The following is a 13,422-nucleotide window of genomic DNA, read 5'->3' as shown; positions in this document are numbered from 1 at the left end:
GCCGCGGCCGCCATCGCCGCCGAGCTGGCCCGCCCGCCACGCGCGCCCCGCCGCCCACGCCCGCCGCAGACCTGCACCGTGGGCTGCGGCCACTCCGCCAGCGGCAAGCGCACGCCCGCGCTGCGCCTGGGCGGTCGCTGGATGGAGGAACTGGGCTTCACCATCGGCAGCACGCTGCGCGTGCAGGTACGCGACGGCGAACTGGTGGTGAGCGTAGCCAGCAAAGACTGACCCGGCCATCGCCCACCACGCACCGGAGGATCGCTGAGATGGCCTGCAACCGCTTTGTCTTCGGCATCACCCTCGACCAGGCCGATGCGCTCGACGGCCTGATCCGCACCATCGCCGCGCATGGCGACATCATCGCCGCCGGCACGGCGGCCTATCTGGATCCCCGCACGCTGCCCGCGCTGGGAGAGGCCATCTACACCGCCGCCCGCGCGGCGCGCGGCATCCTGGACCAGGTGGGCGCGCAAGCGCTGAAGGACACGACCGCCCGGTAGGCGGTGAACCATGCGGCCAAGGAAATAGGCCCCCTGTGCTGCGGGGTCCGCTCCCTCGCAACACGCACCGCAGCGCCACGCCGGCAGCCGCCCTCACAGAGACCGGCTTGGGCCTGCCTGCTGTTGCGTGGTCTGCTGCTGCGTCATCTCCACCTGCTGCTGGCGCACCTGCTCCACCTTGATCTGCTCGGCCTGCACCAGGCTCTGTTCCGCTGGCTGCTGGGCCGCCTCGCGTCCATCCACGCGAGCGTGGAAGAACGGCAGCTTGTCGCCGAACGGCGCGTAGACCGCCAGCACGCTCTCGGCCCCATCCTTGCCCAGCGCGCCGGTGACCCGGTCCACCCGCTTCACCAGCGGGTCTTCGACTTGCTGCTTGTAGAGCGCAGCGGTGACGTTGCGGCTCTCCTCTTCGTTCCAGTTCCCCGTTCCGCTGACCCAGGAATGGATCGTCTGGTAGGTGGAGTGGTCTGAATGCGCGGGGTTGTCGGCCAGCATCGGACCCTGCGCGCGCTTCTCCTGCGCCGGCTCGGCCTCCTGCTCCTTGCTGCGGCCCGGTGCGGTGACCGAGACCGTGGCCAGCGTCGGCACGTGCGCCACAGCAGACTGGCTCAACTCAGCCTTGGCCTGGCGCAACTCCTCCGGGGTGGTCAACGCGACCTGGTGGGCGACCCCGTCCTGTCCGATCTGGTAGTGAACAATCGGGCTGTCGTAGCCGTATTGCCCCTGCTCGTTCGGCTTCAACTGCTGCATCATCGGGCCGGTGAGGCCTTCGGCCTCCTTTGTCCGCTGGGTGGCGAGCTTCACCGCCTCCAAGTTGTTTTCCTGGGCGTTGAGGTCGATGCCGGCGGCGCGGTAGCGATGCAGCAGTTCGTTGTGCTCCATCTGCGCGGCCGTCGGCGCGGGGCGCGCTTCGATGGCCGCCAAGGTTTCTTGGGCACGCTCCAGGGACGGCTGGCGCATCTGGTTGGTGAGCTCCAGCTCTACCGCCAGGTTGCCACTGGCTACCCCGTCCTTCCCGGCCCATTGCCCCTCAGCAGTGCGCTGGTAAAGCTGACCGTCGTGGCCTTGCACCTGATCCTGCTTGGCCCGGGCATTCTCCACCGCGGCGGGCACCCCCACGCCGTAGTCCTGCCCGCGCTGGGCGGCATGGCTTTCCAGATAGGCCTGGGCGATGGCCTCGCGACCGGTGGCGACGTTGTTCTCGATGCGCGCCAGGGCTTCCTGGTTCAGGCGCTGCGCCTGTTCTGGGGTAGCGGCCTGCGGCTCATAGACACCATGGTCGTTGGCACCCGACACGCCTGTCTTGACCTGGCGCTCCCAGGACTCGGTGGTCGGATTGCGCTGCCAGTTCTGGTTGTCGAGGCCCGTCCGGTCGCCGGCCTGGGCCGGGAGGTTGAACGGATCCTGCGGCGGGGGCGCTTTGCCCAGTGCGAACTCGGCGGCCTTGGCGTTCGCCATGGCGCCCAATTCCTGCAATTTGACGTAACTGGCTCCCACCGGTCCCTGGGCAGGAGTGTCGCGCCCGTCGGGCGTGCGGTCGAACGCGCCTTGGCGCTCCCAATCCCGCCCGTTGAACTGCCACTCCACCCCGGCCTTGTCGGTCTGATGGAAGATGTCGCGGTTCTCATTGAGGTCGACGGCCTTGTCGAAGGCCTTGCTCATCAAGATGGCATCGCCCACCACCAGCGCCGAGGGCACGAACCCGCTACTGCTGCCCAGCGCAGCCGCCGTCGCCGCACCGCCGGCCCAGCCACCAACGTTGCGTGCAATGGCGTGATCGACCTCCGACTGCGCGGCCGTGGTGTTGCCCTGCTCCATCAACGCCGAGGCCGTGCGCGCGGTCATGACGGCATCGGCGCCGGTGGCCAGAAGTCCGCCGGCACGAGTCAGGCCACGGGCGGACGCCTCGCCCATCAACAGCTGCATGGCGACTTCGCCGCGCTGGCCGCGGGGTACGCGAAGGTTTTGTGCGGCTTCCTCTCCCAGGGTCTGCTCGACCTTGAGGATGCCTTGCTCGGACAAGACCAAGCGCCCGTCGTGATGGGCATTGGCGATGGCGAGCGACAACCCGCTGCGCTGAAGCTGGATATCCCCGCCTCGAACAATGGCCGTGCTGCTTGTCTGAATCCTATCAAGCGTAGTAACAATGCGGGATTCGGAGTTCGTAACGCCTGCCCAACCGCGATCAACTCCATTGAGGCCCTTGAGGGTATCAAGTTGTTGAGCGTGGGCTTGGTAATAGTCCGGACTGCTACGATAAAAGCCCTGAACTTTCGTATTGGCCTGCTCAGGAGTAAGACCAACTGGGGTGTTGGTGTTTAAGTCATTGTTAATCAGGCCAACCGCAATGGTATCGCGCAGTTGCTCCACACGCTGAACCACGCGATCCAGCGCTTCCGGGTCGCCACGCAAAGCCGCTCGACCATCTCGAGTTGCTTGGATTTCTTCCAAACGCTTGATTACACCATACTGATAGGCGCCAAGTGGGCCGCCGCTGTGCGGCGTGATATCCAGCGCCTGAGCAAACTTCGAATCGGCAGGCAGGAAGATGCGATTTTCCTGTGCATGAATATCAAACCGACCGGTCTCCTGCAGCTTCGCAAGCAACTTACTGCTTTTAAGCGTTTGTTGCTCGATCTGGTGATGGTCTTGAAAAATCGTCCAATAGTTCCACATAAACTAGGCTCATTCCCTGCTCGTATGCGGCGCGTCAACGATTCACGACGTCGTAGAACCATAGCCCGTCGGACTGACCTTGAGTGCCAATTCCCGCGGCCTCAACCGCCTCCTTGAACACCCGATCGCAAAAGACGCCGTCGTTGAACGGAAGTCTAAATACATGTGCATTTCCGAGCACGTCACGCCTGAAAGCCAAGCGACTGCCGCCCGCCAGGCTGTAATACTTTCCAGCCTCGTAGTCATCGCTGACTTTGATATCGAGTTCCGAGGCTTCCTCGTCCAATGCATCCAACGTGCGAACGACATCGCAAAGAAAGACAGTCGGCCCCTTGGAACCATCAGCCAAGCGATAGTCGGTGTCAGCGAAGGCAAAGGCCTCCGCATCCACAGATTCCATGACATTGCGGAGTCGCTCGGAGACCAGCCAGTAGCCACTGAAGCCCCCCTCAAGATCCTGGGGCAACGCCCCTTCCATGGGGTTGTAGATCAATCGCGGCGTCTCTCTCAACGGAGGAAATCCACCTTCGTCCGGCTGCAAAATAAGCCGTGGCGGGGTCAACAGAGCCTGTTCATTTTCGAAGATCACCCCGTGGCCTTTCCCCCCACGCCGGGCGTCCGGCAGCAGCTCGAAGAACTCTCCCTTATTGGGCTGATTGGTCATCTTGGTTTCCATGCGTTGCATCCCGTCCATAGGATCATATCCTTCAAATTACCGTGATCGATTTTAGCGCTATCGTCGGCTGCTTGGGCACACAAACCTGCTGATGCCGAACACTGCCACGACCAACTGGTCATGCAGCGGCTTGAATGCGAGCGCGCAAGCCTCCGACGGATCGATTGCTCGCGGCCAGGTAGACCAGTGTGCCGCGCAGAAACGGGGTCAGGTTGACTTCCTGAGTGAACCTGGACCCGTTACAAAATGACGATCGAACTGATCCTGGACCTCGCGCCTGATCGTTTCGGCCAGCAGGTCGGCCTGTTGGCCCACCGACGGCCTTCCCTCTGAATCCAGGCCCGCGTGTCCCTTCGGCCGGGCCATGTCCTGCGCCGCCGCTGCGGCCGCGACCGCATCGTGCACCGCCTGGTCGCCATCACTCATGGCGTTATCGACACTGCGCCTGGCCGCATCGATCCGCTGCCGCGTGCGTTCGATCTCGGCAGCGCGTGACGAGGCAGCCGGATTGGGCGTCTCGCTTGTCGCCTGCGGTGCGCTTTGAGTCGCCAATGCGAATGCGCGCAATTGCGCGCGCTCGGCGTCGGACAACTCACGCCCCAACCACTGGCGGGTCAAGTCGTACAACGCCTGCGTCTTCGGATCCGGCGTTTCGTTCATGCGTTGCTCCCCGCGAATGGTGGTGTGGTGGATACCGTCATGCGGCGACGTGCGGCCGCCAACGCAGCTTGCGCCCAGCGGCTACCTGGCATCGGAGTGATCCGGCGCGTCGTCGGTGTTGCCGGCCTGCTCGGCCCCCGTGCCCGGTGCAGCCGTCGCCACGGTAACGACAGCATCGGCCGGCAGGTCGATCTCTTGAAGTTGCGTGGCATCCTCGGCCGTCGCCGCCATCTGCTTGAGCAAGGCGGCTTGCGCCGCCAAGGCTGTCTTGCTGTCCTCGCCGAAGTACGCGCCCGCCGACGGCAGTGCCAGGCCCGGTGCATGGCTGATACGCATCTCGACACCCGCTCCAACCGGTACTGGTGCTTCAGCATCGGGCGCAATGGGCGCAGACTCGGATGCAGCGTCGGCCGCTGTCGGCAATGCTCCGATCTCTTTGGCGTGATCGTCGAGATGGTCGCTCCGCCCGGCGGCTGCGGTTGCCTGTGCGGCGGCTTGCCCCGTTTTTTCGTCGTTTGCATTCGGCAGCATCATGTTTTCCTCGCATGGGCCTGGCAGGATGATTCACAGCGGTCGGCGTCGGCGGTTTCTAAAAATGCGCTATCGGGTCACAGGCCTGGGAGGCACCTTAAGTCCATCACAAGCACCCAGGCCAGGTGGGCCAATGTGCGACGGACGGGCGCTCTATCTGCGACTCGCATCATGCGGGCATGCTCTGCAGCACACGTTGAAGCACCGTCGCTGCGGCCTGGGGCTTGCCGAGCGCAAGGCTGCACGCGGCCATGGTTCGCAATTTCGGCCGATCGGCCATCAGCCGTTCGACCTTGTAGTCCAGGCCAATGGCATCGTAGGCCAGCCATGCTGCGCCTTCTTCCATCAGAAAGCCGGCGTTGTGTTCTTCTTGGCCAGGGATCGGCGAGATCAGCAGCATCGGCTTGCCCAGCGCCAGGCATTCGGACACGGTGAGGCCGCCGGGCTTGGTGACGACCAGATCGGCAGCTGCCATGAGCTTGTGCATCTCGTCGGTGAAGCCCACCGCAATCATCCGGCCCGGATGGCGAAGCGCCAGCGCCGACAGTCTGGCGTGCGTTTCGGCATTGCGGCCCGCCACGGCGATGACCTGGAAATCGCTTGCCATGCCCAGGGCACGTTCGACCATGCTCGCAAGATCGCCAACACCAGCGCCGCCTGACGCCATCAGCAGCGTGGAACGCGATGGCTCCAGACCCAGGGCTGCAGCGCACGCATCGCGGTCCAGCGTCGGCGCGTCGGGCTTCGAGAATGCTGGCATCACCGGAATTCCTGTGACGTGCACACGGTCGGCCGGAATGCCGCGTGCGCGAAGCCGGAACGCGACCTCTTCGTTCGCCGCCAGGTAGCCGGTCATCTCGGGAACGAGCCACATGTTGTGCAGGTCGTAGTCGGTGATCTGCAACCAGACGGGGTAGTCGAGACGAGCGTTTCTGCGTTCGCGCATCAGCAACTCGGCCGGCAGGAAGTGGGTGCAAATCACCGCATCGGGCTTCGCGTTTCGAATCTCGCGCAGCAGCGCGCCGGTGCTCAGTCGCTCGATGCCGCGGCGCAAGCGCTGCGACGCCGCGTGGTGCGGCGTGACGTCGCTGCGCTGATGCAGATACGACCACAGTTCGGGCGCGCGATTCACGAGCTGGATGTACCAATCGGTGTAGATCCTGCGGAACGCCCCTGACACATGGGCCATGGTGTCGATATGTACAGCCGTGCACGGGGAAGCGAGAGAGGGTGCGGCGGCAGCAAGCGCCTGTGCTGCGCGCACGTGGCCATTGCCGGCGCTTACACTGAGGATCAGAACTTTGGTCATGGCTGGAAATCGGTGATCGGTGTCGGGGCTAAAACTGGGAAAACAGGGCGCAAATTCTGAAGCTTCCCCCAGCTTTAGTTCTTAGCAATCAACATTGCGCAGCGGCGTTGGTTCGCAAATGCGCGCGCATGGAGCATCTTCATGGTTACCACACCGATGAGCATCGCCAACAAAGGGGCCAGAGGAAACATCAATTTAAAGCACATATTTCTTCTGGCCCCACTGTTGAGCCCCGCTGTTACCCCTAACCTCAGGTCGACTTACGGCGCCAGATACCCGCTCACGTCCTCGGCAGTGCGCTGCATGTCGATCGCCAACAGGTCCTTGAGGATCGCCGTATGGCCGGATCCAGCGATCACCAGCACGCGGTGGCCGGGTTGCGCGGCCTTCTGCACGTTGGCATACATGCGGAAGTTGCGGTGCCACCAACTGGCCGCAGCGTCGGCACCGGCAAAGCTGCCACCGGCATCCACGGCATTGGTGCTGATGTAGAGATTCTTGTTTTCGCGGTCGCGCGCGGGATCGTTCGTCAGGCGCAGCAGCTCGTGCAGCGGCAACGTCGATTGCTCGCGATCGGCGCGCGCGGAGAGATTCTTGAACGTGGCATCCATCGTCGCCTGCATGGCCGGGTCGTGCGCCTTGATGTAATCGAACATCGGATCGGAGTCCCAGCCGACTTGGCCTTCGTCGAAGCACGTCACTCCCGCAATCCCTGAGGCTTTGGCGACGCGGAAGCCGATTTGGTGGATTTCGTTATTCGGCAGGGTCGACTGACCGTCTCGGTAGCGGGCAAACGCAGCGTCGTAGTTCGCCTGCTCGGACGGCTCGCATTCCACCAGGACATCGGTGGGATGGAACGCGGCGAGCCGCGCGGCAAGGCCCGCGAGATAGGCCTGGTTGTCTTTCGACATGACGTCGGAGACCTTGAACTTCACCATGTCCCGCCCCGGATTTTCGAAGTGGAACGAGCCAAGCATCATCACTTTCGCCGGGGTCACGGGCGTCTGCGTCGCGGCGGCGGCGAGCGCAGGCAACGCCGACAGGCAAGCGGACAACGCGGCGACAAAAAAACGATGGGCGTTCAAGGCATTTGCTCCAGGACGGTAAGCCGATGGCGGCTCCGGCATTAGAGCACTCGTTCGCACGTTGGGCATAGGGGTCGCCGATCGCCGGCTTGCGCAGAAAAAAAAGCCGGCACCCGATCTCGCCAATCGGCGCGGGTTCCTGTCTGCCAAGGAGGCTGTGCCATGCGTCAACCCACATCCCGTAGCGCCCTTCCCGCCCAACGCCTGCCCGCAACCGTGCAACGCGCCAACCGAAGTCCGTTCCCGCGCCCGAGCCGGCCGGACTCCTGCGTTACGTCGAGCCACCGTGCACCCCGATGATGTCGGTTGAAGACGCCGCGGCCGCCATCGCCGCCGAGCTGGCCCGCCCGCCACGCGCGCCCCGCCGCCATCGCCCGCCGCAGACCTGCACAGTGGGCTGCGGTCACTCCGCCAGCGGCAAGCGCACGCCCGCGCTGCGCCTGGGCGGCCGCTGAATGGAGGAACTTGGCTTCACCATCGGCAGTACGCTGCCCGTGCAAGTACGCGACGGCGAACTGGCGGTGAGCGTGGTCACCGAAGACTGATGCGGCCATCTCCCACTACGCACCGGAGGATCGCTGAGATGGCGTCCAACCGCTTTGTCTTCCCCTGAGATGCTAGGCGACACCGGGACAGCCAGCCAGGGTTGGCATGGCCTGTGCAGTCTTCCGCCGTGAGCTGGAACGAGTGCCGTACCTCCAAACGACGCACTCCATCCAGCAACCTCCTGTGCCGGGGTCCGATGAGCGCATACTGACCCCGGTTCCCCTCGCCATCCAGGCCTTACACTTTTTTATGGAACCGAATCTTCACGCGCCGTCGGCCAGCTTTATTGATCTCATGATGGATGCCGTCTTTGCGGTGGATGTCGACGCCCACGTGGTCTTTGCGAGCGCTTCGTGCGAGCGTATTTTCGGGTATACGCCGAAAGAAATGATCGGCAAGAACATGTTCGACATGATGCTGCCTGAAGATCGCGAGATGACCCGCACCTCGCTGGTGGCGGTGATGGTAGGCCATCCTCAGCTGCATTTCGAGAACCGCTACCTGCACAAGGATGGACACGTCGTGCACATCATGTGGTCAGCGCGCTGGTCGCCGGCCGATCAACTGCGCATCGGGGTTGCGCGCGACATTACCGAACGCAAGCAATTCGAATCCTTGCAGGCTGCGCTCTATTCCATTTCCGAAGCGGCCCACACTGCCGAGGATCTTCTCAAGCTATTCCAACGCATCCATCAGATCGTCGGCACGCTGCTGCCCGCAGATAACTTCTCCGTGGCCCTCTATGACGATGAAACCGACCAACTCAGCTTTCCCTATCATGTGGATGAGCATCTGCAAACGCCGGAGCCCTTCACCCTGGTCCCGGGGACACTCTACGCAGAGATCATTCAGACCGGCCAGGCACTGCTGCTGACGCCTGAGACGATGGTGGATCGCCTGAAAGTGCTGCGACCCTCCTTTGGCACGCATCCGTTCTCTTGGCTGGGTGTTCCGCTCAAATCGCAGGAAGGGACCATTGGCCTGCTCATGGTCAAAAGCTATCCGGGCGGTGTCTGCTACAGCGAACAGGACCAGGAGTTGCTGCAGTTCGTCTCGACGCAAATTGCCACCGCCATCCACCGCCAGCAAATGCAGGTTCGACTGCAATACATGGCGCAGTACGATCAACTGACCGCGCTTCCCAACCGTGTCTTTTTTCACGATCGCCTGAAGATGGCGCTGTCTGCGGCACGACGAGAGCAGGGGCCGCTGTCCTTGCTTTATCTCGATCTGGATAAATTCAAGCAAGTGAACGATGCACTGGGCCACCGTATCGGCGATCTATTGCTGAAGGAGGTAGCCGTGCGCCTGACGCAATGCATCCGCGAATCGGATACCGTCGCGCGCGTCGGTGGCGATGAGTTTGTGGTCCTGCTCCGGGGGACCTCTTCGGAGGGCGTGACGCGAGTGTCGGGAAAAATCCGCGACGCGTTCGATCATCCCTTTATGCTGGACGGCCACCGCTTGAACATCGCGCCGAGCATCGGGATCGCGCACTATCCCGAGCACGGGGATGACGAGCATCAGCTTCTCGAACATGCCGACAAAGCGATGTATTTTGTCAAAAATGTCAAAGGGAACTGACGGGTCTCTGTCCACCCTTGCGTGCCCGCGTGCCAAAGCGTTCACACACGTGGCACAGCAGACCGCGATAGCCATTTCGATCTTCGTCGTCCAGGAGAATTGCGCAATGTTGACCGCACGCTGGACGACATGCATCGGAATGCTTGGAAGCTCCAGGCGCCGCCGACTCCGCATGGCAGCTCACATGACGATGGGAAAGATCCAACCCTGCTCGTCGCCTACCGCGCATGCCGTCAGGCACTACCACGGCACCCCATGGGATTTGGTCGCTTGATTACCTCCGTCCCCTTTGTTCCTGGCGCATCAGGCGCTCGCCGAGACAAGGCCTCGCAACACCGTCTCGAGTTCCGTCGTGCCCTTCAGCGATGCCTCACGGCCGGCTTCGAATTCGATCCAGCCATCATTGAATCCGTCCAGCATCCGGATGCGCGGCTCCGGGTTGGCCATGCCTAGTGAGCGGAAAAGCGCGTCCCAGGTCGCCCGCGGTACCGGCTGCGCCACGACATCGCGCCCGAGCACCCGGCCCAAGGCGGCGGCCAGGGCCAACGGCGTGATGCGGCGCGGCCCTTCCAACTCGACCACCCGGCGTCCCTCCCAACCCTCACGCAGCATCCGAACCGCCGTCGCGGCGACGTCTGCCGTCGCCACCATGGGCACCGGCTTGTCCAGCGGCTGCAGGAAGCTCGACACGACACCAAGCGAGCGTGCACCGTCGATGTCCCACGCGGTGTTCTCCATGAACCACGCGGCGCGCAGAAAGGCGACCGGCATGGGCAGCGCTTCAAAGGCGCGTTCCATGATCTGCAACTGGGTCAGCAGACTGTCTTGCGTCGCCTGGGCGCCGATGGTGGAAAGCGCCACCACACGCTGCGGCCGTACCTGCTGCAGCGCCGTGACCAGCGCTGCGACATTGGCCAGGGTTTCGACGTAGCCCGGCGTCGGATCGAACACGGGCGGCAAGAGCACGAACACGGCTTCGGTCCCGGCGAATGCGTCCGCCAACGCCGCGGCGTCGTCCATCGCGGCCAATGCCGTCTCGCAACCGAGACCGGCCCACGTCGATGCCTTGGCCGCATCCCGCAGAACGGCGCGCACGGAAACGCCTTCGGCCAGCAACGCTCTGGCGATCCGACCACCGACCTGGCCGGTCACTCCGGTGATGACAAACATGGGGTTCTCCTGATGCCACGCGGGGTGCGTAGCGTTGACCGGAAGTCTGGATACGGACTCCGCGAAAGGCGATAGCATGGGAGGCATCTTGTTCATGCGTGGTAGTCATCAATGGCAATGTTCGACCCGCAACTGCTCGAAGGCCTCGACGTCATGGCAGCCGTCGTCGACATGGCCAGCTTCAGCCGGGCCGGGGAAGCACTCGACATGTCCCAATCCGGCGTCAGCCGGGCGGTGGCGCGGCTCGAAAGCAGGCTGGGCATCCGTGTCTTCGAGCGCAGTACCCGGTCCGTGCGTTTGACGGACGAGGGGCGCCGTTTCTATGAGCAGGTCATGCCCCTGGTCGGCGCGCTCGAAGAGGCCACCAGCAGCGCCGCGGGAGGCACTGCCGCTGTGCGCGGCCGGCTGCGCGTCAATATCGACCCATTCTTTTCCCGGCTGATCCTTGGCCCCATGCTGGGCACCTTTCTGGACAGTCATCCGGGTCTCGAGGTGGAACTGCGCAGCCGGGACGACCTTGGCGACATGGTGACCGACGGGTTCGACCTGGCGATCCGTTTTGGTTTTCCGCAACCCTCGTCGTTGGTGTCCCGCAAATTGCTCGATACACGGGTGTTGACCGTAGCGTCGCCGTCCTATCTCCGACGCTACGGCCGGCCAACCGATCCTCGCGAACTCGAGACAGGTCACCACCGGTGCATCCTGTTTCGTGACTCGATCACTGGTCGGCCATTCCCCTGGGAGTTCCACCAGCGCCGACGAAAGCTCACCGTCGCGGCCCTTGGCGCCTTGACTGTCAACGATGCCGGCACCCTCTACAGCACCTGCCTGGCTGGCCACGGCATCGCCCAGCTGTTCGAACTGGGCGCCGAGAGCTACCTCGCCGGCAAAAAGCTCGTGCCCTTGTTCCCTGATTGGCAGGACGAGCGCTTTCCACTGCACGCCTACTACCCCACCAGACACCACGTCCCGGCCAAGACGCGGGCGCTGCTGGATTTCGTGGTCAGCCTGCTGCGGTGAGTTGAGGCCGGTCGACCCAGGCGAGGTGGTGACCGGCTATAGAACAAAACGGGACGGAGGCAATTGATCCCCAGCCCCCTCCCCTTGGCCGGCCACGTGCAGGAATCGCCGCCGCCGATGCCGCCGATCTTGCCCGCGCACGGCGAACTGGTGGTGAGCGCGCCCAGCAAGGACTGACGCAGCCATCGTCCACCCACGCACTACTCGGATTGAAGAGCGCTCAGTCGCGATCGCGCGTGATCGTTTCCTGCGTCCAAGGCAAGGGACCGCGTGTAGCTGGCCACTGCCAGCGCTTTCTCGCCGGCGGCCTCATATGCCTCCGCCAAACTGTCGTAAGTATTGGCGCTGTCCACATAGAGTTCGATCGCCAGTTTGAAGACGCAAATGGCGTCGCGCAGCTTTCCTTGCCCCATCAGCTGTCCGCCCCACGCGTTGAGCTCGGCCTCCTGAAGGGTGTAGCCAGGATCGGTCGCCTTCAGGCGGGCATACGCGGCCGGTGCGGCGTCGAACCCTTCCTTGATCAGCGCCAAGCACAGCTGCTTCACTTGCGGCGACAAACCACCGCCATTGACGGCAAGCAGATCCGGGTAGAACTGACCCGCGATTTCGTCGATGAACTCCTCAGGATTGGCGCCGGCCAGGTTGGTGAGTACCACGATGGCCAGGTCGTCTTCGGGATACACGAAGAACGCCGCTCGGCGCCCGCCTATTCCCGCAACCACAGGATGTTCGGCGCGCGCCCGCAGCGGCCAGCCCATTGCCCAGGGTGTGGGCGAACCGTCAGAAAAGGTGCCGGCTGTCCACATCGTCTGGAGCACATGGGTGTCGAGCAAGGTGCCGTTCTGCAGGGAAATCAGCCAATGCGCCACGTCATCCGCCGACGCGTTGAGTCCGCCGGCGGTCCTGATGAAGGGCGCGAAATCATCGAACGCATGCTCCAATCCTGCCGCATTCGCGCTGGCATCCACTCGCCCCCCCACATAGCGATAGGTGCGTACGCGACCAGGCATGATCGTGCGGGCGTCTCCAAAGGCCGTGTGCGTCATGCCCGCCGGGATGAACTTGCGAACCCGCATCTCTTCTGCGAAGGGTGCCCCGGTGATGCGGTCGATCACCTTGCCCAGCAACACGTAGTTGGTCTGGTTGTAGCGATAGCGGGTTCCCGCTGGGGCCTCGATCGGCATTGTTTGAACCACCGACCAGGCGGATGCTGCGCTGCCATCGCCAACAAGCGATCCCGTTCCCTGCCCCTTTGGTTGGACCAGGATGTCCGGCAGACCTGAGACGTGTGTCAGCAGCTGCCCAATGGTCACCCGTCGCCACGCGGGGGGAAGGTTGTCCAGGTAGCGCGAGACAGGCGCGTCCAACGCGACCCGCCCTGCCTGGACCAATTGCATGATGGCGACACCGGTGAATGCTTTCGTCGACGAGTTCAACGTGAAAACACTGTCCCTGGTCACCGGCGCGCGGCTTTCCAGGTCAGCGACGCCGTATGCCTTGCTGAAGACGATGCGGCCATTGCGGACGAGGGACACATGCATGCCGGGAATGGACCGCGCCTGCATCTCCCGCCGCACGACGCCATCGATCCCTTTCGCCTGTCGATCCGTCAACTGCGTTGCTGCAGACGACCACGTTGCCGCCAAGAACCACAACCCTATC

Annotated in this window: 14 protein-coding genes; 6 read left to right on the top strand and 8 right to left on the bottom strand. The window is 63.5% G+C overall.

Going from position 1 to position 13,422, the window contains the following annotated elements:
* Both JR064_RS19160 and JR064_RS19155 read left to right on the top strand, forming a co-directional pair.
* Positions 1-231, top strand: a 231-nt coding sequence (locus JR064_RS19160) for a SymE family type I addiction module toxin (RefSeq protein WP_206230767.1), incomplete at its 5' end; no start/stop codon positions are given.
* 38 nt (positions 232-269) lie between these two features.
* The gene (locus JR064_RS19155) at positions 270-503 is read left to right on the top strand and encodes a hypothetical protein (RefSeq protein WP_206230766.1); all 234 of its coding nucleotides are present in this window, start codon (positions 270-272) and stop codon (positions 501-503) included.
* Positions 504-596: 93 nt separating this feature from the next.
* On the opposite strand, the gene JR064_RS19150 is transcribed toward JR064_RS19155, so the two are convergent.
* The 6 genes from JR064_RS19150 to JR064_RS19125 form a co-directional block, all read right to left on the bottom strand.
* Positions 597-3,179 carry an XVIPCD domain-containing protein gene (locus JR064_RS19150; RefSeq protein ID WP_206230765.1) on the bottom strand — a complete coding sequence of 861 codons (2,583 nt, stop codon included), beginning with the start codon at positions 3,177-3,179 and terminating at the stop codon, positions 597-599.
* 34 nt (positions 3,180-3,213) lie between these two features.
* Positions 3,214-3,873 (bottom strand): DUF1629 domain-containing protein, encoded by a 660-nt coding sequence (locus tag JR064_RS19145; RefSeq protein WP_206230764.1) that lies wholly within the window; start codon positions 3,871-3,873, stop codon positions 3,214-3,216.
* Between the two features lie 189 nt (positions 3,874-4,062).
* Positions 4,063-4,515, bottom strand: coding sequence for a hypothetical protein (locus JR064_RS19140; RefSeq protein ID WP_206230763.1), 453 nt, complete (start codon positions 4,513-4,515; stop codon positions 4,063-4,065).
* Between the two features lie 81 nt (positions 4,516-4,596).
* Complete coding sequence (locus JR064_RS19135) at positions 4,597-5,049, bottom strand: hypothetical protein (RefSeq protein WP_206230762.1); 453 nt, start codon at positions 5,047-5,049, stop codon at positions 4,597-4,599.
* A 166-nt stretch (positions 5,050-5,215) separates the two neighbouring features.
* Positions 5,216-6,355: an MGDG synthase family glycosyltransferase gene (locus tag JR064_RS19130; protein WP_206230761.1), complete on the bottom strand. Its 1,140-nt coding sequence runs from the start codon at positions 6,353-6,355 to the stop codon at positions 5,216-5,218.
* A 260-nt stretch (positions 6,356-6,615) separates the two neighbouring features.
* Positions 6,616-7,440: a DUF5694 domain-containing protein gene (locus JR064_RS19125; protein ID WP_206230760.1), complete on the bottom strand. Its 825-nt coding sequence runs from the start codon at positions 7,438-7,440 to the stop codon at positions 6,616-6,618.
* 296 nt (positions 7,441-7,736) lie between these two features.
* On the opposite strand from JR064_RS19125, the gene JR064_RS23155 reads away from it, so the two are divergent.
* The 3 genes from JR064_RS23155 (at position 7,737) to JR064_RS19115 (ending at position 9,570) form a co-directional block, all read left to right on the top strand.
* Positions 7,737-7,895 (top strand): hypothetical protein, encoded by a 159-nt coding sequence (locus JR064_RS23155; RefSeq protein WP_241093174.1) that lies wholly within the window; start codon positions 7,737-7,739, stop codon positions 7,893-7,895.
* Positions 7,896-7,985, top strand: coding sequence for a type I toxin-antitoxin system SymE family toxin (locus tag JR064_RS23150; protein WP_241093173.1), 90 nt, complete (start codon positions 7,896-7,898; stop codon positions 7,983-7,985).
* Positions 7,986-8,127: 142 nt separating this feature from the next.
* Complete coding sequence (locus JR064_RS19115) at positions 8,128-9,570, top strand: diguanylate cyclase domain-containing protein (protein ID WP_338123907.1); 1,443 nt, start codon at positions 8,128-8,130, stop codon at positions 9,568-9,570.
* Between the two features lie 303 nt (positions 9,571-9,873).
* On the opposite strand, the gene JR064_RS19110 is transcribed toward JR064_RS19115, so the two are convergent.
* Positions 9,874-10,740, bottom strand: a complete 867-nt coding sequence (locus JR064_RS19110) for an NmrA family NAD(P)-binding protein (protein ID WP_206230759.1) — start codon at positions 10,738-10,740, stop codon at positions 9,874-9,876.
* A 111-nt stretch (positions 10,741-10,851) separates the two neighbouring features.
* On the opposite strand from JR064_RS19110, the gene JR064_RS19105 reads away from it, so the two are divergent.
* A complete protein-coding gene (locus tag JR064_RS19105; protein ID WP_206230758.1) occupies positions 10,852-11,760 on the top strand; it encodes a LysR family transcriptional regulator in 909 nt (302 codons plus the stop codon).
* A gap of 200 nt (positions 11,761-11,960) precedes the next feature.
* Here JR064_RS19105 and JR064_RS19100 read toward each other — a convergent pair whose 3' ends face one another.
* On the bottom strand, positions 11,961-13,373 hold the full coding sequence (locus JR064_RS19100) for a serine hydrolase domain-containing protein (RefSeq protein ID WP_206230757.1): 1,413 nt from the start codon (positions 13,371-13,373) through the stop codon (positions 11,961-11,963).
* Positions 13,374-13,422 lie beyond the last annotated feature (49 nt).

The organism is Xanthomonas bonasiae (assembly GCF_017163705.1).
GTDB lineage: Bacteria > Pseudomonadota > Gammaproteobacteria > Xanthomonadales > Xanthomonadaceae > Xanthomonas_A > Xanthomonas_A bonasiae.
This window is presented reverse-complemented; position numbering and strand designations above follow the sequence as displayed.